Origin of the sequence: Halomonas sp. IOP_31, from assembly GCF_021151495.1 — a bacterium.
In the GTDB taxonomy this organism is placed as follows: Bacteria; Pseudomonadota; Gammaproteobacteria; order Pseudomonadales; family Halomonadaceae; genus Modicisalibacter; species Modicisalibacter zincidurans.
Genome location: NZ_JAIRBP010000002.1, coordinates 107,351 through 133,139, shown reverse-complemented (window position 1 = coordinate 133,139; position 25,789 = coordinate 107,351). Strand labels below are relative to the sequence as shown.

The following is a 25,789-nucleotide window of genomic DNA, read 5'->3' as shown; positions in this document are numbered from 1 at the left end:
TTTTACTGTATGTTTATCCATTTTGCGCCCCGGCCTTTCCCCGTCGGTTTGACTAGCCCTTCGGCTTTCAGTGCTCGTAGTACTAGGCGCACGGTATCGCGGCTAATGCCGGGACAACTCTCTTCCAGTTCGGAGATCGAAAAAGGTAGGGTGCGATTAAGCGCTTCGGCACGAACCCGATCGCTTTTATTCCCCCGGCTGTTGTCAATGGTGCCGACACGCGCTTCAAACTCCTTATAGGCGCGCAGCAGAGCGCCCCAAAAGTAGTCGAGCCAGGGACGGGCGTTATGTTGGCCTTCGTGCCAGCCCTGGGAACTGGTTTCGAGGGTTTCGTAGTAGCTCTCCTTGGATTCCTCGATTATACGCTCCAGGCTGATGAAGCGACCCACGTCATAATCGAAATGATAGAGCAGTACGAGTGTCAGCAATCTGGCCATACGTCCGTTGCCGTCTGGAAAAGGGTGAATACAGAGAAAGTCCAGGATGGTGAGTGGGACCAGTACGAGAGGGTCGGCCAAATGACGATCCAGGGCATGTTGGTAGCAATCCACTAGCTTGTTCATGGCCATGGGGGTTAGGTGCGCGGCGACTGGCTGGAAGCGAACACGACTGCTGCCATCAGGCCCTTTCTCGATGATGTCATTGTTGGTTGCTTTCCAATTCCCGCCATCCTGCGGCATATAGCGGTAGAGAAGGGCGTGCAGTTGTCTGACGACTCCCACGGAAAGGGGCATATCGCTTGCCGATTCATGAATCAGTGCCAGCGCATCGCGGTAACCCGCCAGTTCCTGCTCGGAGCGGCTTTTAGGCGTAGCGTTGCGTACTATCAAGGGTTTGAGCCGACTGGGCTTTACTACGACGCCTTCGAGGCGGTTAGAAGATTCAGCTGACTCGATGACTGCCACTTGTTTGAGATCACGTAGCACTTCCGGTGACTGAATGGTGAATAGTTGTTGCTTTCCGCGATGCTCTCCTAGCGTACGCAAGGTGGCAAGTTGCAAGCCGTCATAGCGCAGCCTATCCAGAAATTCAGGTGAAAGTGAATGCATGCCGCCCCCTTATTGGAAGGGGAGCATAATAGCTTCAATGGGGTAATTTTTCACCAGTTTGCCCTTATTTTTGCTTTGTTACCCTATTCCTATGGACGAGTGCTTTGTCTGGCCTTTTTTGTCGGGTTGTGTCAAACGCTCAGCATCTCGCGCAGCCGTTCGCGCAGCGCCGCCTGGCGTTCGGGGTCGATGAGCGGCTCGCCGTTCTTGTCGGTGATGAAGAACACGTCCTCGACGCGCTCGCCGAGGGTGGCGATCTTGGCCGCCGACAGCGCGATGTGCTGCTCCATGAAGATCCGCCCGACCCGCGCCAGCAGCCCCGGGCGGTCGGGGGCGATCAGTTCGAGCATGGTCCGCGCGTTGGCCGGGTCCTGTTCGATCAGTACCTGGGTGGGCACGCGGAAGTGCTTGAGCTGGCGCGGGGTGTGGCGATTGACGATCTGCGGGTAGTCGTCGGGATCGTCGAGCTCCTCGACCAGGTACGCGCGCATGCGCTCGAGCCGCGCCGCTTCCCGGATCGGCTCGTTGGCGTCGTCGAGCACGATGAAGGTGTTGAGCGTCCAGTCGTTGCTCGAGGTGGCGATGCGTGCATCGTGGATCGACAGGTCGAGCTGGTCCATGGCCGCGGCGGTGGCGGCGAACAGATCGTCCACCGAGCGGGTATGGATGAACACCTTGGTGCCGCCTTCGCTGGTGTCCTCGGCGGGCGCGCTGACCAGCACCAGCGGCAGCTCGGAGCCGGCGTGGGCGAGGATGCCCTGGGTCTGCCAGACGATCTCGCTGGGCGTGTATTGCATGAAGTAGTCGTCGCCGAGGGTGTCCCACAGCACCTCGACCCGGGCGACGTCGGCGCCCAGGGTGCGCAGCAGGCCGAGTGCCTCGGCGCGGGTCTCGCGGACCCAGTCGTCGCGGTCGATGGGGTTTTCCAGGCCGCGGCGCAGGGCGCGCTTGGTCTCGCCATGCAGCTGGCGCAGCAGCGCGGCGCGCCAGCCGTTCCACAGCGAGGGATTGGTGGCGGTGATGTCGGCGACGGTGAGCACGTAGAGATAATCGAGATGCACCTCGTCGCGCATCTGGTGGGCGAACTCGCGAATCACCTCGGGATCGGAGATGTCGCGCTTCTGGGCGGTCTTGGACATCAGCAGGTGGTGCTCGACCAGCCAGGCGACCAGCCGGGTGTCGCGGGGCGACAGGCCGTGACGCTCGCCGAACTCGGCGACGTACTGGGCGCCGATCAGCGAGTGATCGCCGCCGTGGCCCTTGCCGATGTCGTGATAGAGCCCGGCGATCCATAGAAGCTCGAGCTTGGGCAACTGATGGATCAGCGTGGCGGCGACCGGAAAGTCCTCGCGCCCGGCGGTCTCGCGGAAGCGCTGGATGAACTTGAGCAGGCGCAGGGTGTGGGCGTCGACGGTGTACAGGTGGAACAGGTCGTGCTGCATCAGCCCCACCGCCTGGCCGAACTCGGGCAGGTACTTGCCGAGGATGCCGTAGCGGTTCATGCGCCGCAGCTGGCGCGGCACGTTGCCGCCGCTGCGCAGCAGTTCCATGAACAGGCTCTGGTGGCGCAGGTCGTCGCGGAAGGCCTCGTCGATCATGTGGCGGTGATCGCGGATCAGGCGGATGGTCTCGGCGCGCACGCCCTCGATGCCGGGGTGCTGGGCCATCAGCAGGAACAGCTCGAGCAGTGCGGCGGGACGACGGCGGAAGACGCCGGGGTGGCGCGCCTGGATGTAGCCGCCGCGAATCTCGAAGCGGGCGTTGAGTGGCTGGATCTCGAGCGCCTCGTCGCCGCGCAGGATCATCTCGTCGAAATGCTGCAGCAGCATGTCGTTGAGCCCGGCCAGCGCGGTGACATGCCGGTAGTAGCGCTTCATGAACTGCTCGACGCCGAGACCTTGGTGGCTGTCGTGAAAGCCAAACAGCTCGGCGATGGCGCGCTGATGGTCGAATAGCAGACGATCCTCGGCGCGCCCGGTGAGGGTATGCAGGGCGTAGCGGACCTGCCACAGGAAAGCCTGGCCCTGGCTGAGGATCTGCAGCTCGGCGTCGTTCATGAAGCCCTGGGCGACGACGTCCTCGTAACGCAGCGGGCCGAAATAGCGCTTGGCCACCCAACCGATCATCTGGATGTCGCGCAACCCGCCGGGAGAGCTCTTGAGATTGGGCTCGAGCTGGTACTCGGAGTTGTTGTGCTTGTAGTGACGGGCAATCTGCTCCTGCCATTTGGCTTCGAAGAACTGAGCCGGCGGCCACATGTGATGGCTCGACAGGCGCTCGGCCATGGCCTCGCGAAGACGCTCGGCGCCGGCCAGGGTGCGCGTCTCCAGCAGGTTGGTGATGACCGTGACATCGGCGCGCGCCTCGCGTTCGCAATCGGCCAGCGAGCGCACGCTGTGGCCGATCTCCAGACCGATGTCCCAGAGAAAGGTGATGAAGGCAGTCAGCGGCTCGCGATAGGGGGCGTCGTCGTCGTGCTCGAGCAGCAGCAGCAGGTCGATGTCGGAATGCGGGTGCAGCTCGCCGCGACCGTAGCCCCCCACCGCGAGCAGCGCGACGCCGGCATCGGGCCAGGGGTGGCGGGTCCAAGCCGTCTCGAGCAGCCGATCGAGGCACCAGGCCCGTCCGTGGATCAGGTCGCGGATGTCGGCGCCGTCGCGAAAGCGTGCGTCGAGGCGCGTCTGGATGTCGCCCAGCGCCTGCTTGTACAGCGGGACCGGCGGGCGACCGGTGTCGAGTTCGGCGCGAAAGTCGGCGACGTCAAACAGGCTGTCGTCGGCCACGAAGCGGTAGTGATGCAGCAGCATGCGAAACGACTCTCCAGGCGGCGACGAAGGGCGGGTCAACGAAGACGGCGGTCAGCCGTCGAGAAACGACAGGTCCTCGTCGTGGCGCACCGTGGTGACGATGCAGCCGCCCCTGGTGACCACCAGCGTATGCTCCCACTGCGCCGACAGGCTCTTGTCGCGGGTGACCGCCGTCCAGCCATCCTTGAGCACCTTGGTCTGGTACTTGCCGGCATTGATCATCGGCTCGATGGTCAGGCACATGCCTTCCTTGAGGATCAGGTCGTTATGCTGGTCGTAGCCGTCATAATGCAGTACCTGCGGTTCCTCGTGGAAGTTCTTGCCGATACCGTGCCCGCAGAAGTCGCGCACCACGCTGTAGCCGTTGGCTTCGGCATGGGCCTGGATCGTCTTGCCAATGTCGGACAGCCGGGCGCCCTCCTTGACGATTGCCAGCGACTTGTAAAGGCACTCCTGAGTGATCTGCGAGAGGCGTTCGCCCTTGATGTTCTCGCCGACCACGAACATGCGGCTAGTATCGCCGTAATAGCCGTCCTTGATCACGGTGACGTCGATATTGAAGATGTCGCCGTTCTTCAAAAGCTTGCCGAAGTCGGGAATGCCATGACACACCACGTGGTTGAGCGAGATGCAGGTGGCGTGCTGGTAACCGTGATAGCCGATGGTGGCCGATGTGCAGCCCAATTCCTGCTCAAGATAATCCTGGCACAGCTTGTCGATCTCGCCGGTCGAGACGCCCGGACGGACATGCTCGGCAATCATCTCGAGCACCTGGGCGGCGCAGCGTCCGGCTATCTTCAGCTTCTCGATATCGTCGGGGGTATTGATCGGGACGTTCATGGAATCTCGGGTCGGGAAATGGGGCCGCGAGTCGGCCTGAAAGGCCCGGCCGGCTTCATCTTGGCGGTCATCTATGGTATAAAGCCGCGCGCTTGACTGCAAACCGTACTCCGCCTTGGCGCTCCGTCTCGACATTGCATCTGCCGAGCACGGCTTCAGAGCGCGGCGTCAGGCGACAAGCAATCAATGCCTTGAAAAACACACATGCACCGACACATGGTCCCGGGTGCCGTCGGCGGAACACTCGTCGCGGTCGGATCCATGGGGTGCATGGAGGCCTAACCCGATACATCAGGAGTCATTCCCATGGCGCAAGTCAATATGCGTGACCTGCTCAAGGCAGGCGCCCACTTCGGGCACCAGACCAAGTACTGGAACCCGAAGATGAGCAAGTTCATCTTCGGCGCACGCAACAAGATCCATATCATCAACCTCGAGCACACCCTGCCGGCGATCAACGACGCCGCCGCCGTGGTCGAGAAGATGGCCGCTTCCAACAACAAGATCCTGTTCGTCGGCACCAAGCGTGCGGCCAGCAAGATCATCAAGGAAGAGGCCCAGCGTGCCGGTCAGCCGTTCGTCAATCATCGCTGGCTGGGCGGCATGCTGACCAACTACAAGACCATCCGCGTGTCCATCAAGCGTCTGCGCGAGCTGGAAGCCATGCACGAAGATGGCACCTTCGCCAAGCTGACCAAGAAAGAAGTGCTGATGGCCACCCGCGAGCAGGACAAGCTCGAGCGCAGCGTGGGCGGCATCAAGGATATGGGCGGCCTGCCCGACGCGCTGTTCGTGGTCGACGTCGACCATGAGCGCATCGCGATCAACGAAGCCAACAAGCTGGGCATTCCGGTGATCGGCGTGGTCGATACCAACTCGAACCCCGATGGCGTCGATTACGTCATCCCCGGTAACGACGACTCGATCCGCGCCATCCAGATCTACGTGCAGGCGATCGCCGATGCCAGCGCCAAGGCGAAGGAAGGCCGTCCCGACGAGTTCGTCGAGGTAACCGAGAGCATCGAGAGCAACCCTACCGAGAGCAACGAAGTCGCCGAGTGATCGATAGCGGGCCCGCCCGCGCGGCGAAGCCGTCCGGGCAGGCCGATGGGGGCCAGGCTCCGACTATCAGGCTTGGCTCGGCGCGCCGGGATTGGTAGAACCCGACGCGCCGAGCGCCAACTTTGCTTACGTCATTCGACGTCGACAATTTTCAGAGGTATTCACCATGGCAGCTATCAGCGCATCGCTGGTCAAGGAACTGCGGGAACGCACCGGGCTCGGCATGATGGAGTGCAAGAAGGCGCTCACCGAGGCGGACGGCGACATCGAGCGGGCGATCGAGGACCTGCGCAAGAACTCCGGTCTCAAGGCCGCAAAGAAGGCCGGTCGTACCGCCGCCGAAGGCGCGGTGGTGACCCGCGTCGCCGACGACGGCCGCTACGGCGTGATGCTCGAGGTCAACTCCGAGACCGACTTCGTCGCCCGTGACGACAACTTCAAGGCCTTTGCCGAGAAAGTCGTCGCCAAGGTCTTCGAGACCAGAAGCGAAGACGTCGCCGCGCTGATGGACGGCGAGCTGGAAACCGCCCGCGAGCAGCTGGTGCAGAAGATCGGCGAGAACATCAGCGTGCGTCGCGCGGTGGTCGTCGAGGCCCCGGTCGATGGCGTGGTCGGCGCCTACGTGCACAGCGGTCGCATCGGTGTGCTGACCCAGCTCAAGGGCGGCAATGCCGACGCGGCCAAGGATGTCGCCATGCACGTCGCGGCGATCAACCCGCTGGTGGCGCGTCCCGAGGACATGCCCCAGGAGCAGCTCGACAAGGAAAAGGCGATCATCCTGGCCCAGCCGGACATGGCCGGCAAGCCCGAGCAGATCGCCGAGAAGATGGTCCAGGGCCGTCTCAAGAAGTACCTGGCCGAGGTTAGCCTGACCGAGCAGCCGTTCGTCAAGGACCCCAACACCTCGGTGGCCGACTACGTCAAGTCGCACGGCGGTGAAGTGGTTGGTTTCACGCGCTTCGAGGTCGGCGAAGGCATCGAGAAGGAAGAAGTCGATTTTGCCAAGGAAGTCATGGAACAGGCTCGTCGCAGCTGAGGTCCTAACTTCTGGTTGTTGCATGGCGTGCGCTTCGGCGCACGCCATTGTGTATCCGGCCGGTGGTTTTAGGCGCTAGCGCCGGCTGCCCACTTTTCCGCTGTTACCAGGAGAGACACCATGCCCGCCCTTCCCGACCCGAATGTCAGCGTCGCACCGCGCAGCGACAAGTCCGCGCCGCGCAGCGACAAGTCCGCACCGCGCAGCGACAAATCAAAGTACAAGCGGATCCTCCTCAAGCTGTCCGGCGAGGCGCTGATGGGCGATGGCGAGTTCGGCATCGACCCCAAGGTGCTCGACCGCATGGCACTGGAGATCGGGCAACTGGTCGGCATCGGCGTCCAGGTCGGCATCGTCATCGGCGGCGGCAACCTGTTCCGCGGCGCGGCGTTGCATGCGGCGGGCATGGAACGCGTGACCGGTGACCATATGGGCATGCTGGCCACGGTAATGAACGCGCTGGCCATGCGCGATGCCCTGGAACGCTCGAACATCCGCTCGCGGGTGATGTCGGCGATCCCCATGAGCGGCGTGGTCGAGCACTACGACCGACGCACCGCCATTCGTTATCTCACCTCGGGCGACGTGGTGATCTTCTCCGCCGGTACCGGCAATCCCTTCTTTACCACCGACTCCGCGGCCTGCCTGCGCGGCATCGAGATCGATGGCGACGTGGTGATCAAGGCCACCAAGGTCGACGGCGTCTACGACAAGGACCCCGTGCGTCACTCGGATGCCGTCAAGTACGAGCGACTGGGTTACGATGAAGTGCTCGACCGCAAGCTGGGGGTCATGGATTTGACCGCCATTTGCCTGGTACGGGACCATGACATGCCGGTGCGCGTATTCGACATGACCAAGCCCGGGGCGTTGTTGAACCTGGTCGTGGGTGGTAAGGAAGGTACGCTGATAGACAGAGGTTGAAACCGTGATCAACGACATCAAGCAAGACGCCGAAGCGCGAATGAAGAAGACTCTCGAGTCGCTGCAGACCAACTTCCACAAGATCCGCACCGGGCGCGCCCATCCGACGATTCTGGATTCGGTCACCGTGGAGTACTACGGCGCGCAGATGCCGCTCAACCAGGTGGCCAGCGTCAACGTCGAGGATGCCCGCACCCTGGCCGTGGTGCCGTGGGAGAAGTCGATGGTGCCCAAGGTCGAGAAGGCGATCATGACCTCCGACCTGGGACTCAATCCGGCGACCGCGGGCAGCGTGATCCGCGTGCCGATGCCGGCGCTGACCGAGGAAACCCGTCGCGGCTACATCAAGCAGGCCCGCGGTGAAGCCGAGAACGCTCGCGTGGCGGTGCGCAACGTACGCCGCGATGCCAACAGCGACATCAAGGCGCTGCTCAAGGACAAGTCGATCACCGAGGACGATGAGCATCAGGGTGAAGAGGCGATCCAGAAGCTGACCGACAAGTATGTCGCCGAGATCGACAAGCTGCTGGAAGCCAAGGAACACGACCTGCTGCAGGTCTGAGCCGGAGCGGGCGGCGCGCATTGCGCCGCCCGTCTCTTACGCCCGCCAGGCGAGATAGCATGACACAACAGCGGACCGACAACCTGCCACGCCACGTGGCGATCATCATGGACGGCAACAACCGTTGGGCGCGTGCCCACGGGCTGCCCGGCACGCGCGGTCATCGTGCCGGTGTCGAGGCAGTACGCGCGGTGATCCGACGCGCGGCCGAGCGGGGCATCGAGACACTGACGCTGTTTGCCTTCTCGAGCGAGAACTGGAAGCGCCCGTCGAGCGAGGTCAGCGCGTTGATGGAACTGTTCCTGATGGCGCTCAAGCGCGAGGTCAGAAAGCTCCATGAGCACGACATTCGCCTGACCGTGATCGGTGAGCGCGAACGCTTCTCGAGTTCGATCCAGGAACACATCGAACGCGCCGAGGCGCTGACCGCCGACAATCACGGCCTACACCTGGTAATCGCCGCCAACTATGGCGGCCATCGCGACATCGCCCTGGCCGCACGACGCCTGGCGGCGCGGGTCGAGGCCGGCCAACTCACCGCCGAGGCGATCGACGAGCAGTTGCTCGAGCGTGAGATCGACCAAGGCCGCGTGCCGCCGGTCGACCTGTGCATTCGCACCAGCGGCGAGCAGCGTATCTCCAACTTCCTGCTTTGGCAGCTGGCCTACTCCGAGTTCTATTTCTCGCCGCTGTTGTGGCCCGATTTTTCGGCGGATGCCTTCGATGCGGCACTCAACGATTACTGCCGGCGTCAGCGGCGCTTCGGGATGACCCAGGAACAGATCGAGGCCCGGGGTGCTTAAGCAGCGCATCATCACCGCCGCGATCCTGGGGCCGCTGATGGTCGCCGGGCTGTTCGGCCTGGACGGCGGCGGCTTCGCGATCTTCACCGGTGGCGTGGTGGCGCTGGCGGCCTGGGAATGGGCCAATCTTGCGGGTATCGTCCGACTGGCGCCGCGGCTTGCTTACGTCGCCGCACTGGTGGCGCTGATGATCGTCGGCTGGTTCAGCGGCGCCGTACACGCCACCTGGCCACTGTGGCTGGCCCTGGGCGGCTGGTTGCTAAGCTTCCTCTGGGTGGCGCGCTATCCCGATGGCGGTCACCAATGGCGCTCGACCCCGCGGCGCGCGCTGATCGGCATGTGGGTGCTGCTGCCATGCTGGGTCGGGTTCGTGCAGTTGCGTGCCGACGGCCTCGAATGGCTGCTCTATGTACTGCTGCTGGTGTGGCTGGCCGATATCGGCGCCTATTTCGCCGGCCGACGCTTCGGACGTCGCAAGTTGGCGCCCAGGGTCAGTCCCGGCAAATCGTGGGAAGGCGTCTACGGCGGCATGATGGTCACCGCCCTGCTGGCTCTGGGCTATGCCACCGGCCTGTCGCTGAATATCGCCGACACCCTGTGGCTGGTCGTCGCCACCTTGCTGGTCACGCTGGTCTCGGTGCTCGGTGACCTGCTCGAGAGCATGTTCAAGCGCTGGCGCGGGATCAAGGATTCGGGGCGAGTGCTGCCGGGCCACGGCGGCATTCTCGATCGCATCGACAGCCTCACCGCCGCAGTGCCGCTGTTCGCCCTGCTGCGGTTATGGCTGTGACGCGCCGAGTCGTGAAATTCTCGGCCGCGAGGAGATCCGAATGAGCGAGCTTTCCGTCACGCCGCGCCGTCAGCGAGTTACCGTGCTGGGTGCCACCGGTTCCATCGGCGTCAGTACCCTGGACGTGATTGCCCGCCATCCCGATCGCTACCGGGTCCACGCACTCACCGCGGGCCGGCGTCGCGAAGCGCTGCTCGAGCAATGCCTGTTACACCGCCCGGCGGTCGCGGTACTCGCCGCCGAGCACGACGCCGCCTGGCTGCGTGAACGGCTGGCGGCGGCCGGGCTCGGCACCGAAGTGCGCGCCGGCGAGACGGCGCTCAGCGAGGTCGCCGAGGCCGCCGAGGTCGACGTGGTAATGGCCGCCATCGTCGGCGCCGCGGGGCTGTTGCCGACGCTGGCGGCGGTGCGCGCCGGCAAGCGCGTGCTGCTGGCCAACAAGGAGGCGCTGGTGATGTCCGGGGCGCTGTTCATGGACGCCGTCGAGCGCCATGGCGCGACCCTGCTGCCCATCGACTCCGAGCACAACGCCATCTACCAGTGCCTGCCCCCCGGGCGCCGCGGCGGGCTCGGCGAAGCCGGAGTCGAGCAGTTGCTGCTGACCGCCTCGGGCGGGCCGTTTCGTGGCTGGACGCCCGAGCAGCTGCGCGCGGTGACTCCCGAACAGGCCTGCGCCCACCCCAACTGGTCGATGGGCCGCAAGATTTCGGTGGATAGCGCCACGCTGATGAACAAGGGGCTCGAGTTGATCGAGGCCTGCTGGCTGTTCGCCGCGCGCCCCGAACAGATCCAGGTGGTCGTGCATCCGCAGAGCGTGATTCATTCGATGGCCGCCTACAGCGACGGTTCGGTGATCGCCCAGCTGGGCAACCCGGACATGCGCACGCCGATTGCCTTCGGCCTGGCCTGGCCCGAGCGGATCGACGCCGGCGTCGCGCGGCTCGACCTGTTCGAGGTCGCACGGCTCGATTTCGAACCGCCCGACGAGGCGGCCTTTCCCTGCCTGCGCCTGGCCCGCGAGGCGATGGCTGCCGGCGGGACCGCGCCGGCCGTGCTCAATGCCGCCAACGAGGTCGCGGTCGGGGCGTTTCTCGCCGGTCGGCTGGCCTTCGCTGCGATCGGCGAGGTCGTCGAGGCGGTGCTCGCCGCGCGCGAGGTGCAACCGGCCGACGAGCTGGCTATGATTCTCGACGAGGATGCGCGGGCCCGCGAGGATGCCGCCCAGCGAATTGCCGCCCAGCGACCGAAGCGTTAACGCGAGGAGAGAAAGATGGACGCGATTCAGAATGTCCTGGCGGCCATCGTGGTGCTGGGGCTGCTGATCACCTTTCACGAGTTCGGGCACTTCTGGGTCGCGCGGCGCTGCGGTGTCAAGGTGCTGCGCTTCTCGGTGGGCTTCGGCAAGCCGCTGTGGTCGCGCTTCGACCGCCATGGCACCGAGTACGCGATTGCTGCCATCCCGCTGGGCGGCTACGTCAAGATGCTCGACGAACACGAAGGCCCGGTGGCCGAAGAGGAGCTCGATCGCGCCTTCAATCGTCAGGGGGTGTGGTCGCGGATCGCCATCGTCGCGGCGGGACCGCTGGCCAACTTCCTGCTGGCGATTGCCGCCTACTGGCTGATCTTCGTGATGGGCACCAGCACCGTGGCACCGGTGATCGGCCCGGTGGCGCCGGATTCGCCGGCAGCGCGCGGCGGGCTGGCGAGCGGCCAGGAAATCGTCGCGGTGCAGGGCGATGCCACGCCGACCTGGGAGGCGGTCAACCTCGAACTGCTGTCGGCGATCGGCGCCGACGGCTCGCTCGAGATCGCGACCCGCGACCCCGAACGCAGCGACCAGACGACGAAACGCTATCAGGTGCCGGTGTCCGACTGGCTGGTCGGCCAGGACCCGCCGCAGCCGCTGACCACCCTGGGCGTGACCCCCTGGCGTCCGGCGACACCGGCGGTACTTGGCCAGGTACTCGACGACGGCGCCGCCGCGCAGGCCGGACTGCAGACCGGCGATCGCATCGTGGCGGTCGACGGCGAGCCGATCGGCGAATGGATGACCTTCGTCGAGCGGGTGCGGGCCAGCCCGGGCGAGACCCTGACGCTGCGCGTCGAGCGCGACGCAGCGACCCGCGAGATAAGCTTGACCCCGCAGCGTCGCGAGCAGGACAGCGAGACGATCGGCTATATCGGTGCCGGCGTGGAGCCAGTCAGCTGGCCCGAGAGCTACCGCCGCGAGATTCGCTTCGGTCCGCTGGACGCGGTCGCCGAGGCGGTGACCCGGACCGGCGAGATGACCGTGCTGACGCTGGATTCGATCCGCAAGATGCTGATCGGGCTGATTTCACCCAGCAACCTGTCGGGACCGATCACCATCGCGCGCATCGCCGGCGAGACCGCACGCAGCGGACTGGAGAGTTTCGTGGCCTTCATGGCCTATCTGTCGATCAGCCTGGGGGTGCTCAACCTGCTGCCTATCCCGGTGCTCGACGGCGGCCATCTGCTGTATTACGTCATCGAGCTGATCCGCGGGCGGCCGGTGTCCGAAGCGACTCAGTCGGCCGGCTTGCGCATCGGCCTGGCGCTGGTTGGAACGCTGATGGTGATGGCGCTGTATTTCGACCTGATGCGTTTGTAGAAAGATGGCTGGCGGTGAGAAATGCCCTGCGGGGCCGTGTTAGGGTGACGCGCGGCAAGCGCCATGGTTGGCCTTGTCAGTTACCCGCGTAAATGTATAAGGTGCCTGTTCAGCGAGCCGGCGGAACAACTCGAGCGAAGCGAGCGCATGAAACTCAAGACCATCGGATTGGCGGCACTGCTGCTAGGCAGCACCCAAATGGCCCAGGCGGCCCCCTTTACTGTTTCCGACATTCGCGTGGAGGGGCTGCAGCGGGTTTCGGCCGCTTCCGTCTTCAACGCCTTCCCGGTTTCCGCCAACGAGCGCGCCGACGACCGTCAACTGGCCGATGCAGCCAAGCAGCTCTTCGATACCGGATTGTTCGAGGATGTCAGCCTGGCCCGCGACGACGACGTGCTGATCATTCGCGTCGAGGAGCGGCCGTCGATCTCCCGCGTCGAGATCGACGGCAATTCGCAGATCTCCGACGAGGATCTGCGCAAGGGCCTGGCGGATTCCGGGCTGGCCGAAGGTCAGGTCCTGCAGCGCGCTTCGCTCGAGGAGGTCCAGCGTCAGCTGGAACAGCTCTATCAATCCCAGGGTCGCTATAGCGCCAGCATCGACGCCTCGGTCGAACCGGTCGATCGCAATCGCGTGCAGGTCAACATCAACGTCAACGAGGGCAATGTCGCCAAAATTCGCCAGATCAACATCGTCGGCAATCAGGCGTTCGACGACGAGACCCTGCGCGAGCTGCTGCAGCTCGAAGACCGTCCCGGCTGGCTGTTCGGCTGGTTTTCCAATGACGAATATTCCCGCGAGAAACTCTCCGGCGATCTCGAGTCGTTGCGTTCCTATTATCTCGATCGCGGCTATGTGAATTTCGCCATCACCTCGACCCAGGTCGCGATCAGCCCCGACAAGTCGAAGATCTTCGTCACCGTCAACGTCGACGAGGGCAAGCGCTATCGCGTCGACGAGATCGGCTTTGCCGGCGATCTCAAGATCGCCGAGCGCGAGGCGCGTTCGCTGGTCACCGCCGAGACGGGCGACATCTATTCGCGCAGCGCGCTCACCGAGTCCGCCGAGGCCTTGCGCCAGAAGCTCGGTGCCGAGGGCTTCGCCTTCGCCACCGTCGAGAGCGTGCCCGAGGTCGACGCGGACGGCGACACCGTCGATGTCACCTTCATGGTCGAGCCCGGGCGTCGGGCCTACGTGCGACGCATCAGCTTCGAGGGCAACACCACCACCCAGGACGAGGTGTTGCGCCGCGAAATGATCCAGATGGAGGGCGCGCCGGCCTCCACCGACAAGATCAGCCAGTCCAAGCAGCGCCTCGAACGACTCGGCTTCTTCCGCCAGGTCGATGTCGAGACCCGTCCGGTGGCCGGCGAGCCCAACCAGGTCGACGTCGCCTACACGGTCGAGGAGCAGCCGTCCGGCTCGATCTCGGCGAGCGTCGGCTTCTCGCAGACCGCCGGGGTGATCTACGGCGCCTCGCTGTCGCAGAAGAACTTCCTGGGTACCGGCAACAAGGTGGATATCGGCGCCCAGCGTAGCGACACCTATACCAATCTGAACTTCGGTTTCACCGATCCCTACTGGACACTCGACGGCATCTCGCGCGGCTATAACCTGTTCTACCGCGAGACCGATTACGAGGATTCGGACATCTCGACCTACTCGACCGATTCCTACGGCGGCAGCATCAATTTCGGCTACCCGATCAATGATCTCAGCCGCTTGAACTTTGGCGTGGGCCTCGAGGAGCTGAGCGTCGAGACCTACGACGATACGCCGCTGGAGATCGTCGAGTACGTCGACAGCCAGGGCGAGGACGCATCCAGCTACAAGCTGACCGCCAGCTGGACCCGTAACAATCTCAATCGCGGCATCCTGCCCACCGCGGGCAGCTATCAGCGCGTGTCGCTGGAAACCGCGGTGCCGGGCTCCGACGCCGAATATTACAAGTTGCGCTATAGCGGCCAGAAGCTGTTCGAACTGAGCCCCGACTGGTCGCTGAAGTTCGCTTCCACGCTGGGTTACGCCGATACCATCGACAACGACCCCTACCCGTTCTACGAAAACTTCTATGCCGGCGGGCTGGGCTCCGTTCGCGGCTACTCGGGCAATACGCTGGGGCCGAAGACCACCGATCCCGCCGGCGTAAGCGAGGATACCCTGGGCGGTAATGTGCTCCTCGAGGGCTCCGTCGAGTTGATCTATCCGTTCCCGTTCGTCGAGGACCGTCGCTCGCTGCAGACCACGGTGTTCCTCGATGCCGGCAACACCTATCTGACCAATTGCTATGACGTGCCCGAAGGCTACGAATCGAATTGCGAAAGCGGCGTTCGTCTCAGCGACCTGCGCTACAGCGCCGGCCTGGGGCTTTCCTGGCTGACGCCGGTGGGGCCGCTGACCTTCAGTGTCGCCCAGCCGCTCAACGCCAAGGACGACGACGAGTCCCAGGTCTTCCAGTTCTCCCTCGGCCAGACGTTCTGATGCCGGCCGGGTCCGCAACCGGGGAGACGCTGGCATGCGCAAGCTGACCGGCGTGCTGTGCCGTCGGGGGCGTTGCTCGCCCCCGTTTGCGCCTACGCCAACGACGTCGCGCGTCACGGCGTGCAGGTGATCGATCGCGAGGCCGTCGTCTACATGAGCGGCGGTCTCGGCCTGACTCGGGAAGTGACCGCTATCCTCAATGCCAACTGAGGTGCCGAGCGTTCTGCCGCCGGCCTCGCCGACATGAAGACGACCAAGACCTTTTCCTGCTCGCTGGGCGAGCTGGCCACGCGGCTGGGGGCGACCCTCGTCGGTGACGGCGAACGCCGGGTCAGCGGCCTGGCGACGCTCAGCGATGCCGGCCTGGACGACATCAGCTTCCTCGCCAACAAGGCGTATCTCAAGTATCTCCCCGCGACCCGGGCGGCAGCGGTACTGCTGCACCCGGCCCATGCCGCCGACTGCCCGGTCGCGCGTCTCGAGCTGGACAATCCTTACCTGGCCTACGCCGAGCTCTCGCGGCTGTTCGATCCCATGGCGATGCCTCAGGAAGCCGGCGTGCACCCTTCGGCGGTGGTCGCCGAGGACGTCTCGCTGGGCGCCAACGTGCGCATCGAGGCCCAGGCAGTGATCGAGCGCGGCGCGGTGATCGGCGACGACGTGGTGATCGGCCCGGGCAGCGTGGTCGGCGCCGACTCGTCGCTGGGTGCCGGTTCGCGGCTGTACGCCAACGTCACCGTCTATCACGGTGTGACGATCGGCGAACGCGCCATCTTGCACAGTGGCTGCGTGATCGGTGCCGACGGCTTCGGCTTCGCCCACGACGGCGCGCGCTGGCACAAGATCGCCCAACTGGGCGGGGTGATCATCGGCGACGAGGTCGAAGTGGGCAGCTGCTCGAGCATCGATCGCGGCGCGCTGGGCGATACCCTGATCGGCGACGACGTCAAGATCGACAGCCAGGTTCAGATCGCCCACAACGTGCAGGTCGGCGCGCACAGCGCGCTGGCCGGCTGTGTCGGCATCGCCGGCTCGACCCGGGTCGGGCGTCATTGCATGCTGGGCGGCGGTGTCGGTCTGTCCGGCCACCTGACGATCTGCGACGGCGTGCAGGTCACCGGCATGAGCCTGGTCACCAATTCGATCACCGAGCCCGGCGTCTACTCGTCGGGTACCGGCGCCATGCAGAACGCGCTATGGCGCAAGAATGCCGTGCGTTTCAAGCAGCTGGACGATATCGCCAAGCGTCTGAGCCGGCTCGAGCGCGACTCGCGTCAGCCTTGAGGCTGTAAGCCGCCAGTAGCAACGCTATAATCCCCCGTCACTTCACAGGCAGCGGGCTTGCCCCAGAATTGCCTGCGCCGCCCGGACAGGCGTGACGCACTATCAGAGGTTGCATCGATGGTAATGGACATCAACGAAATTCGAGAGTATCTCCCTCACCGCTATCCGTTTCTGCTGGTCGATCGGGTGATGGAACTGGAAATCGGCGAATACATCGTTGCCCACAAGAACGTCAGCATCAACGAGCCTTTCTTCAACGGGCATTTTCCGCACCATCCGATCATGCCCGGCGTGCTGATCATCGAGGCGTTGGCGCAAGCGGCGGGCATCCTGGGCTTCAAGACGGTCAACAAGCTGCCCCGCGACGGTTACGTCTACTACTATGTGGGCAGCGACAACGTGCGTCTCAAGCGCCCCGCGCTGCCCGGCGACCAGCTGCGCCTGGAAGCCCGGGTGATCTTCGCCAAGCGCGGCATCTGGAAGTTCGCCTGTCGCGCCACGGTCGACGGCGAGCTGGTCTGCGAAGCCGACATCATCTGTGCCGAGAGGAAGGTCGCTTGATTCATCCAACCGCCATCGTCGATCCCGGAGCGCAACTGGCCGACGACGTCGAGGTGGGGCCGTTCAGCGTGATCGGCGCCAATGTCGTGATCGGCGCGGGCTGCCGGATCGGCCCGCACGTGGTACTTCAAGGACCGACCCGGCTCGGCCGACGCAACCGCATCTTCCAGTTCGCCTCGGTCGGCGAAGAGTGCCAGGACAAGAAGTACGCCGGCGAGCCGACGCGTCTCGAGATGGGCGACGACAACGTCGTGCGCGAGGGCGTGACCCTGCATCGGGGCACCGTCCAGGATCGCGGCGTGACCACCATCGGCAGTCGCAACCTGTTCATGGCCTACGCACACGTGGGCCACGATTGCCTGATCGGCGACGACTGCATCCTCGCCAACCAGGCGACCCTGGGCGGCCACGTCACGCTGAGCGATTTCGTGATCCTCGGTGGGCTCAGCGCCATTCACCAGTTCTGCCATGTCGGTATCCATGCGATGTGCGGCGGCGGCTCGATCATCACCAAGGACATCCCCGCCTACCTGATGGTCAACGGCAACCCCGGTCAGGCCCACGGGCTCAACCTGGTCGGGCTCAAGCGTCGCGGCTTCTCGCGCGAGGCGCTCAAGGCGCTGTCCGATGCCTATCGGCTGGTCTATCGTCAGGGGCTGACGCTCGAACAGGCGCTCGCCGAGATCGATGCGCGCTATGCCGACCTGGCCGAGGTCACCGCGTTCAGCGACTCGTTGCGCGTATCGACCCGCGGTATCATTCGCTGAGCCATGAAGATCTATCTGGTCGCCGGCGAGCTGTCGGGTGACATTCTCGGCGTCGGCTTGATGCGGGCGCTCAAGGCGCGCCATCCCGAGGTGCAGTTTCGCGGCATCGGCGGTCCGCGGATGATCGCCGAAGGTCTCGACAGCCGCTATCCGCTGGAAACCCTCGCGGTGATGGGCCTGGTCGAGGTGCTCAAACACCTGCCGGGGCTGATCCGCGTGCGCCGTCATCTCAAGCGCGACGCGCTGGACTGGCAGCCGGACGCGATGGTCGGCATCGATGCGCCGGACTTCAACCTGGGGCTCGAGCGTCAACTGCGCGTGGCGGGCATCGCCACTGCGCACTACGTCAGCCCCTCGGTCTGGGCCTGGCGCCAGGGCCGCGTCAAGGGCATCGCCCGCTCGGTGGACGCGATGCTGACGTTGCTGCCGTTCGAGGCGGCCTTCTACGCCCGCCATCGGGTACCGGTCGCCTTCGTCGGCCACCCGCTGGCCGACGAGCTGCCGCTTGCCAACGACCGGCTGGCCGCCCGGCATGCGCTGGGGCTGGATGCCGAGCGACCGGTGCTGGCGATATTGCCCGGCTCGCGCGGCAACGAGATCCACTTCCTGGGCGCCACCTTCCTGGCCGCTGCCGAGCGTCTGGCGGCGCGCATCGAAGGCCTGCAGCTGGTGATTCCGGCGGCCACCGCGCAGCGTCGCGACGAACTCGAAGCGCTGCTGGCCGAGCATCCGCAATTGGCCGAACGGGTCACGCTGATCGACGGCCGCTCGCGTGAGGCGATGATCGCCAGCGACGCCGTACTGCTGGCCTCGGGAACCGCGGCGCTGGAGGCGATGCTCTGCCATCGGCCGATGGTGGTGGCCTACAAGATGGCGCCGGCGACCCACTGGCTGGCCCGCCACATGGTCAAGACCGAATGGATCTCGTTGCCCAACCTGATCGCGCGTGAGAGCCTGGTGCCGGAACTGATCCAGCACGCCGCGACGCCGCAGGCGATCGCCGCGGCGCTGGCGCAGTGGCTCGACGACGACGCGGCGCGCCAGGCCATGGAATCGCGCTTCGCCGCGCTGCACGCCACGCTGCAGCGCGGCGCCAGCGAGCGTGCCGCCGAGGCGGTGCTGGCGGTGGCGGCGCGCCGGCCCCTGTCAAATGAGCCAGATGAGCCGAGCGAGCCAACTAAGCCGAGCGAGTCGTCTGAGGCTGTCGCCGGCGGGTCTGGCGAAAAGGGCAAGGGTAAAGGAGAGCGGCAATGACCATCGCGCTGGCCAGCCCGGGCGTGACGCATACTCTGCGTGGGCTCGACGGCGAAGCCGAACTGATCGTCGATTACGCCGGTGAACGGCTGGCCGGGGTCGACGAAGTCGGCCGCGGGCCATTGATCGGCTCGGTGGTCGCCGCCGCGGTGATTCTCGATCCGTGTCGGCCGATCATTGGCATCGCCGATTCCAAGGCGCTCAGCGAGCAGCGCCGCCTGGCGCTTGATAGGGCGATTCGCGACCGGGCGCTGGCCTTCGCGGTGGCCGAGGCGTCGCCCATCGAGATCGACGAGTTCAATATCTATCACGCCACCCATCTGGCGATGCGTCGGGCGATCGACGGCCTGCCGATCGCCGCCGAATACCTGCTGGTCGACGGCAACCGGCTGCCCGGGCATCATTGTCCCGGCCAGGCGGTGATCAAGGGCGATGCCCGGCATCCGGCCATCGGCGCGGCCTCGATCCTCGCCAAGGTGGCCCGCGACGCGCAGATGGTGGCGTTGCACGAGCGCTTCCCGGAGTACGGCTTCGCCCGCCACAAGGGCTACCCGACCCCCGAGCATCTGGCGGCCCTGGAGCGGCTGGGACCGTTGCCCGAGCATCGCCGCTCGTTCGCCCCGGTGAAAAGACAGCTCGACCTTCGCTAAGCGTTACTGACCGTTTCCGACCGGGTCGGCGATGCCGCATCGACCACCGCATGCCAAGCCCCGGTCACCGCACAACCACGAGCCCGATATGACCACGCCTTTCGTTCACCTCCGCGTACACAGCGAATATTCCCTCGTCGATGGCCTGGTGCGCCTCAAGCCGCTGGTCGCGGCGACGGCCGAAGCCGGCATGCCGGCGATGGCGGTCACCGACGAGGCCAACCTGTTCGGCCTGGTCAAGGGCTACAAGGCGGCGCTCGGCGCCGGACTCAAGCCGATCATCGGCGCCGACCTGTGGCTCGAGAACCCCTTCGACGCCAGCCACCCCTATCGGCTGACGCTGCTGGCGATGAACGACGTCGGTTACCGCAACCTCACCGAGCTGATCTCGCGGGGCTGGCTGGAAGGCCAGCAGCAGGGCATCGCGGTGCTCAAGAAGGCGTGGATCTTCGCCCAGAGCGAAGGGTTGATCGCGCTATCCGGAGCGCGCGAGGGCGAGATCGGACGCTTCCTGCTCGCCGACCACCAGGCCGAGGCGCGCACCGTGCTCGAGGAGTGGCAGCAGCACTTCCCGGGGCGCTTCTATCTCGAGTTGCAGCGTACCGAGCGCCAGTACGACGAGGACTGCCTGCATCTGTCGGTGGAATTGGCCGGCGCGACCGCAACGCCGGTGGTGGCCACCAACGACGTGCGCTTTCTGACCCGCGAGGATTTCTGGGCCCACGAGACCCGGGTGTCGATCGGCGAGGGCAAGGCGCTCGACGATCGTCGCCGTGAGCGCCGCTACAGCGAGGAGCAATACCTCAAGAGCCCCGCGGAGATGGCCGAGCTGTTCGCCGACATCCCCGAGGCGCTGGAGAACAGCGTGATGATCGCCGCGCGTTGCAACGTCGACGTGCGGCTCGGCGAGATCTTCCTGCCCGAGTTCCCGATCCCCGAGGGCATGACTCTCGACGGCTTCTTCCGCAAGGTCTCCCACGACGGCCTGAGCGAGCGTTTGACGCAGCTGTTCGACGGCGACAGCGCGATCTACGCCGCTCGCGAGCGCGCCGAGCACGAGAGCGCCTATCGCGAGCGGCTGGATTTCGAGCTCGACATCATCATCAAGATGGGCTTTCCAGGCTACTTCCTGATCGTCATGGACTTCATCCGGTGGGCCAAGGACAACGACATCCCGGTGGGGCCGGGGCGTGGTTCCGGGGCCGGCTCGCTGGTCGCCTACGCGCTCAAGATCACCGATCTCGACCCGCTGGAATACGACCTGCTGTTCGAGCGTTTCCTCAATCCCGAACGCGTCTCGATGCCCGACTTCGACGTCGACTTCTGCATGGAAAAGCGCGACGACGTCATCGACTACGTCGCCGAGCGCTACGGCCGCGATGCGGTGTCGCAGATCGTCACCTTCGGCACCATGGCCGCCAAGGCGGTGGTGCGCGACGTGGCGCGCGCCCAGGGCAAGCCCTACTCGCTGGGCGACAAGCTCTCCAAGCTGATCCCCTTCGAGGTCGGCATGACCCTGGCCAAGGCGCATGAGCAGGAGGAGGCGCTGCGCGATTACCTCGCCAACGACGAGGAGGCCCAGGAGATCTGGGACATGGCGCTCAAGCTCGAGGGCATCACCCGCGGCACCGGCAAGCACGCCGGCGGGGTGGTGATCGCGCCGACCAAGCTCACCGACTTCTCGCCGCTGCTGTGCGACGAGGGCGGCGGCAGCCTGGTGGTGCAGTTCGACAAGAACGACATCGAGGACGCCGGGCTGGTCAAGTTCGACTTCCTGGGCCTGCGTACCCTGACGATCATCGACTGGGCGCTGGCGATGGTCGACACGGTGCGTGCGCGCGACGGCCATGGCCCGCTCGATCTCGACACCATCCCGCTCGACGATGCACCGACCTTCGACATGCTCAAGAAGGCCGAGACCACCGCCGTCTTCCAGCTCGAATCCCGCGGCATGAAGGAGCTGATCAAGCGCCTTCAACCCGACTCGCTGGAGGACATGATCGCGCTGGTCGCGCTGTTCCGCCCCGGGCCGCTGCAGTCAGGCATGGTCGACGACTTCATCAATCGCAAGCACGGCCGCGCCGAGCTCTCCTTTCCCCACCCGGATTACCAGCACGAGCTGCTCAAGCCGGTGCTCGAGCCCACCTATGGCATCATCCTCTATCAGGAGCAGGTGATGCAGATCGCCCAGGTGCTGGCGGGTTACAGCCTGGGCCAGGCCGACATGCTGCGCCGGGCGATGGGCAAGAAGAAGCCCGAGGAGATGGCCAAGCAGCGCGCCGGCTTCATGGAGGGCTGCGCCGCCAACGGCATCGACAAGGAGCTGGCGGGCAATATCTTCGACCTGGTGGAGAAATTCGCCGGTTACGGCTTCAACAAGTCGCACTCGGCGGCCTACGGCCTGGTCTCCTACCAGACCGCCTGGCTCAAGGCACACTACCCCGGGCCGTTCATGGCCGCGGTGCTGTCCACCGAAATGGACAACCTCGACAAGGTGGTGCCGCTGATCGAGGAGTGCCGCAACCTGGGCCTTACGGTGACCCCGCCCGACGTCAACGTCGGCGGCTACAAGTTCACCGTCGACGACGCGGGCCGGGTGGTCTACGGGCTCGGCGCGATCCGCGGGGTCGGCGAGGGGCCGATCGGCGCGATCGTCGAGGCGCGTGCCGAGGGCGGCGCCTTCAGTGATCTGTTCGACTTCTGTCGCCGGGTCGACGGCAAGCGCATGAACAAGCGCACCCTCGAAGCGCTGATCCGCTCCGGGGCGCTCGACAACCTGGGGCCCTCGCGGGCGATGCTCGCCGCCGCGCTGGAGGACGCGCTCAAGGCCGCCGCCCAGAGCACCACCAACGCCAACCTGGGCATGATGGACATGTTCGGCGAGGCGTTCAGCGAGCCCGAGACCGGCGACGCCTACGCCGACTACCGCGACGTGCGCGAGTGGAGCGACAAGGAGCGCCTGGCCGGCGAGAAGGATACCCTGGGGCTGTATCTCACCGGCCACCCGATCGACGAGTACGAGCACGAGCTTGCACGCTTCGTGTCGACGCGAATCGGCGACCTCAAGCCGTCCCGCGAGCCGCAGCGGATCGCCGGGCTGGTGGTGGCGATGCGCACCATGAAGTCCAAGCGCGGCGACACCATGGCCTTCGTCACGCTGGACGATCGTACCGGGCGCATCGAGGCGTCGCTGTTCGGCGAGCTGTTCGATCAGGCGCGCGACAACCTGGGCACCGACCAGGTGCTGATCGTCGAGGGCGAGGTCCAGAGCGACGACTATTCCGGCGGCCTGCGGCTGCGCGGCAAGGAGATCACCGCGATGGTCGACGCCCGGGCGCGCTACGGCGAGGCCGTCGAGCTGTTGGTGGACGGCGCGCGCTGCAACGGGCGCTTCGTTGCCAGCCTGCGGGCAAGTCTCGACCCGTGGCGCAGCGACGCCGGGCTGCCGGTGCGGGTGCGCTATCGCAACGACCACGCCAGTGGCTGGCTGGAGCTCGGCGGCGAGTGGAAGGTCTCGCCGGCCGACGAGCTGCTCGCCGCGCTACGCGACGTCGAGGGCCAGGATGGCATCCGTCTCAAGTATCGTGGCTGACGCCTTGGACACGCGAATAAAGGGCACCGAGACAGGTCGAAGAGGAGGTCCGACGCCATGGATGGCGTCGGTAGCGTACACGGGGGTATTCACAGCGCCTCCTCGAAGACCTGTCGACGGTTGGCTGCGATTGTACTGACGGCAAACTCGCGTACCTTGCGTGAGGCGAGCAAGCTGCGATAATACACGGTTACCGCACGCCGATCGTGGCAGCGTCGCAAGACAGCCGTGGCCTCCAGGCTGCCCGTGCCTGTTTCCAAAAGCACTTCGAAAAGCAGAAGCCTTATGAATCCCAACTATCTGGACTTCGAACAGCCGATTGCCGAACTGCAGGCCAAGATCGAGGAGCTGCGGCTGGTCGGCAACGACAGCAAGATCAATATCAGCGACGAGATCGGCAAGCTCGAGGAAAAGAGCAAGAAGCTCACCGAGTCGATCTTCCGCGATCTGTCCGCGTGGCAGGTCTCGCAGCTTTCGCGCCACCCCCAGCGGCCCTACACGCTGGACTACCTCGAGCGGGTGTTCAGCGATTTCGACGAGTTGCACGGCGATCGCCACTTCGCCGACGACGCGGCGATCGTTGGCGGCATCGCCCGGCTCGACGACCAGCCGGTGATGGTCATCGGCCACCAGAAGGGCCGCGACGTCAAGGAGAAGGTGCGCCGCAACTTCGGCATGCCGCGCCCCGAGGGTTATCGCAAGGCCTGTCGGCTGATGGAGATGGCCGAGCGCTTCAAGATGCCGGTGCTGACCTTCATCGACACCCCGGGCGCCTACCCAGGCATCGATGCCGAGGAGCGCGGCCAGTCCGAGGCGATCGCCTACAACCTGGCGGTGATGTCGCGGCTGAAGACGCCGATCGTCGCCACGGTGATCGGCGAAGGCGGTTCCGGCGGCGCGCTGGCGATCGGCGTGTGCGACGAACTCGCCATGCTGCAGTACTCGACCTATGCGGTGATCTCGCCGGAAGGCTGCGCCTCGATCCTCTGGAAGAGCGCCGAAAAAGCCTCGGAAGCGGCGCAGGCGATGGGCATCACCGCCGAACGCCTCAAGGAGCTGGGCTTCGTCGACACGCTGATCGACGAGCCGGTGGGCGGCGCTCACCGTCACCCGCGGGTCACCGCCGAGCGCGTCAAGGAATCGCTGACCGCGAGTCTCGATCGCCTGCAGGCGATGGATACCGACGAGCTGCTCGAGCGGCGGTACAAGCGGCTGATGAGCTACGGCGCACCGGCTTAACAGCATTCGTGGGAGCGAACTTGTTCGCGAATGCCAGGTGCACCCGGTTCGAGGATAAATCCTCTTCCACCCGGGCTTCTGCGTTTCTGGAAAAGGGTGGAAGTGGACGCGAGCTTGTTCGCATTGCCCGATTCGAGCAGGCTGATAATCATTTTTGCCAGCCGATTATGCATGACGTCTAGCCATGCCCTTTCACTCTTGATCGGTGAGGCCCTGATGGCTGTGCCGCGAGGGCGCCCGCTGTGGATCGCGCTTTCCGGCGGGCTCGATTCCTCACTGTTGCTGACCCTGGCCGCGCACGCCGCCCACTGCGTGCCGCGACCACTGTACGCGCTGCACGTCAATCACGCCCTGCAACCGGCTGCCGACGACTTCGAGCGGCACTGCCGGGCGCTGTGTTCGCGCCTGGGCGTGCCGCTGTTCGTCGAACGGGTGACGGTCGTGCCGGCCGGTCAAGGGCTCGAGGCGGCGGCCCGCGATGCGCGTTACGCGGCCTTTGCGCGGCGGGTCGCTCCGGGCGAGACGCTGTGGCTGGCCCAGCACGCCGACGATCAGGCCGAGAGCGTGCTGCTCGCCGCGCTGCGTGGTGGCGGCATGCGCGGGCTGGCGGCGATGCCGGCGTGGCGCGACTGGTGGGGCCGGCAACTGGTACGGCCGCTGCTGGGCGTCACGCGGGCACGCCTGGCGGAGGAGGCTGCCGTACTAGGCGTGCGCTGGTGCGACGACCCGAGCAATGCCGACAGCGCTTACGACCGTAACTTCCTGCGCCGGGAGGTGCTGCCGTTGCTCACCGAGCGTTGGCCCAAGGCCGCGGCATCGCTTGCCGGGGTCGCCGCGCGCGCTTCGGAAGCCGATACGCTGCTCGACGAGCTGGCGGCGCTCGATCTGGCGCGTGCTGGTGGCGTGCCGGCGCGGCTCGCGCTGGATGTTCTACGCCAGCTTTCCCCCGCCCGCCAGCGCCTACTGATTCGCTACGCCTGTCAGCGTCTCGACCTGCCGACTCCGCCCACTGCGCGCCTCGACACGCTGCTCGCCCAGCTCGAGGCACGCGACGATGCTCAGGTGCATGTCGCCTGGCCGGGTGGCGAGGCGCGTTGCTGGCGCGGGCATTGCTATCTGCTGGCGCCGCCGGCACCGCTGCCGGGCGAGTGGCGAAGCGAATGGGACGGCCACACGCCGCTGATGACGCCGGTGGGGTCGGTCGATGGCTATTTGGCGCCGCTGGGAGGCGCGCCGCAAGCGCTGGTTCTGACTCTGCGGCGGGGCGGCGAATCGCTGCGCGTCGCCGGGCGCGGCCGACGCGACGTCAAGCGTTTGTTGCAGGAGGCCGGGGTGCCGCCCTGGCAGCGGCCCCGCCAATTACTGGCTTGGCATGGCCCAATGCTGGTCGCGGTGCTGGGCGTGGCCGTCGCCGAGGGCTGGGAGCAGTGCTAGTTGCCGCTCGATAGCGAAGCCACGG

Annotated in this window: 21 protein-coding genes; 18 read left to right on the top strand and 3 right to left on the bottom strand. The window is 65.6% G+C overall.

Annotation, left to right across the window (positions count from 1 at the left end; genetic code table 11):
• Positions 1-2 precede the first annotated feature (2 nt).
• From K7I12_RS02340 to map, 3 genes are all read right to left on the bottom strand, one after another.
• Positions 3-1,049, bottom strand: a complete 1,047-nt coding sequence (locus tag K7I12_RS02340; RefSeq protein WP_084173589.1) for a Fic family protein — start codon at positions 1,047-1,049, stop codon at positions 3-5.
• Positions 1,050-1,180: 131 nt separating this feature from the next.
• Positions 1,181-3,856: a [protein-PII] uridylyltransferase gene (locus K7I12_RS02335; RefSeq protein ID WP_231662890.1), complete on the bottom strand. Its 2,676-nt coding sequence runs from the start codon at positions 3,854-3,856 to the stop codon at positions 1,181-1,183.
• 51 nt (positions 3,857-3,907) lie between these two features.
• On the bottom strand, positions 3,908-4,696 hold the full coding sequence (map, locus tag K7I12_RS02330) for a type I methionyl aminopeptidase (protein WP_231662889.1): 789 nt from the start codon (positions 4,694-4,696) through the stop codon (positions 3,908-3,910).
• Positions 4,697-5,002: 306 nt separating this feature from the next.
• Between map and rpsB the strand changes: the two genes are divergently transcribed.
• The 18 genes from rpsB to tilS all read left to right on the top strand — a co-directional run bounded on the left by rpsB (position 5,003) and on the right by tilS (position 25,764).
• A complete protein-coding gene (gene rpsB / locus K7I12_RS02325) occupies positions 5,003-5,758 on the top strand; it encodes a 30S ribosomal protein S2 (RefSeq protein WP_031384669.1) in 756 nt (251 codons plus the stop codon).
• Between the two features lie 166 nt (positions 5,759-5,924).
• Positions 5,925-6,794: a translation elongation factor Ts gene (gene tsf, locus K7I12_RS02320; protein WP_231662888.1), complete on the top strand. Its 870-nt coding sequence runs from the start codon at positions 5,925-5,927 to the stop codon at positions 6,792-6,794.
• A 120-nt stretch (positions 6,795-6,914) separates the two neighbouring features.
• Positions 6,915-7,718: a UMP kinase gene (gene pyrH / locus K7I12_RS02315; protein WP_231662886.1), complete on the top strand. Its 804-nt coding sequence runs from the start codon at positions 6,915-6,917 to the stop codon at positions 7,716-7,718.
• 4 nt (positions 7,719-7,722) lie between these two features.
• Positions 7,723-8,280 carry a ribosome recycling factor gene (frr, locus tag K7I12_RS02310; RefSeq protein WP_031384672.1) on the top strand — a complete coding sequence of 186 codons (558 nt, stop codon included), beginning with the start codon at positions 7,723-7,725 and terminating at the stop codon, positions 8,278-8,280.
• Positions 8,281-8,339: 59 nt separating this feature from the next.
• Positions 8,340-9,083, top strand: a complete 744-nt coding sequence (gene uppS, locus K7I12_RS02305; protein WP_231662885.1) for a polyprenyl diphosphate synthase — start codon at positions 8,340-8,342, stop codon at positions 9,081-9,083.
• Entirely contained in the window at positions 9,076-9,873 is a 798-nt protein-coding gene (locus K7I12_RS02300; protein ID WP_231662883.1) for a phosphatidate cytidylyltransferase, read from the top strand. The genes uppS and K7I12_RS02300 overlap by 8 nt, the downstream gene beginning before the upstream one ends.
• A 40-nt stretch (positions 9,874-9,913) precedes the next feature.
• Positions 9,914-11,128 carry a 1-deoxy-D-xylulose-5-phosphate reductoisomerase gene (ispC, locus tag K7I12_RS02295; RefSeq protein ID WP_231662882.1) on the top strand — a complete coding sequence of 405 codons (1,215 nt, stop codon included), beginning with the start codon at positions 9,914-9,916 and terminating at the stop codon, positions 11,126-11,128.
• A 15-nt stretch (positions 11,129-11,143) separates the two neighbouring features.
• Positions 11,144-12,502, top strand: coding sequence for a sigma E protease regulator RseP (gene rseP / locus K7I12_RS02290; protein WP_231662881.1), 1,359 nt, complete (start codon positions 11,144-11,146; stop codon positions 12,500-12,502).
• A 147-nt stretch (positions 12,503-12,649) separates the two neighbouring features.
• Positions 12,650-14,983, top strand: a complete 2,334-nt coding sequence (gene bamA, locus K7I12_RS02285) for an outer membrane protein assembly factor BamA (RefSeq protein ID WP_231662880.1) — start codon at positions 12,650-12,652, stop codon at positions 14,981-14,983.
• Positions 14,984-15,055: 72 nt separating this feature from the next.
• Positions 15,056-15,193: a hypothetical protein gene (locus K7I12_RS02280; RefSeq protein ID WP_231662879.1), complete on the top strand. Its 138-nt coding sequence runs from the start codon at positions 15,056-15,058 to the stop codon at positions 15,191-15,193.
• Between the two features lie 33 nt (positions 15,194-15,226).
• Positions 15,227-16,267, top strand: coding sequence for a UDP-3-O-(3-hydroxymyristoyl)glucosamine N-acyltransferase (lpxD, locus tag K7I12_RS02275; RefSeq protein ID WP_231662878.1), 1,041 nt, complete (start codon positions 15,227-15,229; stop codon positions 16,265-16,267).
• A gap of 117 nt (positions 16,268-16,384) precedes the next feature.
• The gene (gene fabZ, locus K7I12_RS02270) at positions 16,385-16,828 is read left to right on the top strand and encodes a 3-hydroxyacyl-ACP dehydratase FabZ (RefSeq protein WP_231662876.1); all 444 of its coding nucleotides are present in this window, start codon (positions 16,385-16,387) and stop codon (positions 16,826-16,828) included.
• Complete coding sequence (gene lpxA / locus K7I12_RS02265; protein WP_231662875.1) at positions 16,825-17,595, top strand: acyl-ACP--UDP-N-acetylglucosamine O-acyltransferase; 771 nt, start codon at positions 16,825-16,827, stop codon at positions 17,593-17,595. Before fabZ ends, lpxA begins: the two co-directional genes overlap by 4 nt.
• A gap of 3 nt (positions 17,596-17,598) precedes the next feature.
• Positions 17,599-18,849: a lipid-A-disaccharide synthase gene (gene lpxB, locus K7I12_RS02260; protein ID WP_231662874.1), complete on the top strand. Its 1,251-nt coding sequence runs from the start codon at positions 17,599-17,601 to the stop codon at positions 18,847-18,849.
• Entirely contained in the window at positions 18,846-19,499 is a 654-nt protein-coding gene (gene rnhB, locus K7I12_RS02255; protein ID WP_231662873.1) for a ribonuclease HII, read from the top strand. The genes lpxB and rnhB overlap by 4 nt, the downstream gene beginning before the upstream one ends.
• An 88-nt stretch (positions 19,500-19,587) precedes the next feature.
• Positions 19,588-23,091, top strand: a complete 3,504-nt coding sequence (dnaE, locus tag K7I12_RS02250) for a DNA polymerase III subunit alpha (RefSeq protein ID WP_231662872.1) — start codon at positions 19,588-19,590, stop codon at positions 23,089-23,091.
• Positions 23,092-23,376: 285 nt separating this feature from the next.
• Positions 23,377-24,330, top strand: coding sequence for an acetyl-CoA carboxylase carboxyltransferase subunit alpha (locus K7I12_RS02245; RefSeq protein ID WP_031384685.1), 954 nt, complete (start codon positions 23,377-23,379; stop codon positions 24,328-24,330).
• A gap of 216 nt (positions 24,331-24,546) precedes the next feature.
• Positions 24,547-25,764, top strand: coding sequence for a tRNA lysidine(34) synthetase TilS (gene tilS, locus K7I12_RS02240; protein WP_231662871.1), 1,218 nt, complete (start codon positions 24,547-24,549; stop codon positions 25,762-25,764).
• The last annotated feature ends 25 nt before the right edge of the window (positions 25,765-25,789 follow it).

Bases quoted from the DNA above. Each gene is read 5' to 3' on its own strand.
- bamA (WP_231662880.1), top strand. From the start codon at position 12,650: ATGAAACTCAAGACCATCGGATTGGCGGCACTGCTGCTAGGCAGCACC.
- lpxB (WP_231662874.1), top strand. From the start codon at position 17,599: ATGAAGATCTATCTGGTCGCCGGCGAGCTGTCGGGTGACATTCTCGGC.
- rpsB (WP_031384669.1), top strand. From the start codon at position 5,003: ATGGCGCAAGTCAATATGCGTGACCTGCTCAAGGCAGGCGCCCACTTC.
- rseP (WP_231662881.1), top strand. From the start codon at position 11,144: ATGGACGCGATTCAGAATGTCCTGGCGGCCATCGTGGTGCTGGGGCTG.
- tilS (WP_231662871.1), top strand. From the start codon at position 24,547: ATGGCTGTGCCGCGAGGGCGCCCGCTGTGGATCGCGCTTTCCGGCGGG.
- lpxD (WP_231662878.1), top strand. From the start codon at position 15,227: ATGAAGACGACCAAGACCTTTTCCTGCTCGCTGGGCGAGCTGGCCACG.
- pyrH (WP_231662886.1), top strand. From the start codon at position 6,915: ATGCCCGCCCTTCCCGACCCGAATGTCAGCGTCGCACCGCGCAGCGAC.
- map (WP_231662889.1), bottom strand. From the start codon at position 4,696: ATGAACGTCCCGATCAATACCCCCGACGATATCGAGAAGCTGAAGATA.
- K7I12_RS02245 (WP_031384685.1), top strand. From the start codon at position 23,377: ATGAATCCCAACTATCTGGACTTCGAACAGCCGATTGCCGAACTGCAG.
- K7I12_RS02335 (WP_231662890.1), bottom strand. From the start codon at position 3,856: ATGCTGCTGCATCACTACCGCTTCGTGGCCGACGACAGCCTGTTTGAC.
- dnaE (WP_231662872.1), top strand. From the start codon at position 19,588: ATGACCACGCCTTTCGTTCACCTCCGCGTACACAGCGAATATTCCCTC.
- K7I12_RS02340 (WP_084173589.1), bottom strand. From the start codon at position 1,049: ATGCATTCACTTTCACCTGAATTTCTGGATAGGCTGCGCTATGACGGC.
- rnhB (WP_231662873.1), top strand. From the start codon at position 18,846: ATGACCATCGCGCTGGCCAGCCCGGGCGTGACGCATACTCTGCGTGGG.
- fabZ (WP_231662876.1), top strand. From the start codon at position 16,385: ATGGTAATGGACATCAACGAAATTCGAGAGTATCTCCCTCACCGCTAT.
- ispC (WP_231662882.1), top strand. From the start codon at position 9,914: ATGAGCGAGCTTTCCGTCACGCCGCGCCGTCAGCGAGTTACCGTGCTG.
- tsf (WP_231662888.1), top strand. From the start codon at position 5,925: ATGGCAGCTATCAGCGCATCGCTGGTCAAGGAACTGCGGGAACGCACC.
- uppS (WP_231662885.1), top strand. From the start codon at position 8,340: ATGACACAACAGCGGACCGACAACCTGCCACGCCACGTGGCGATCATC.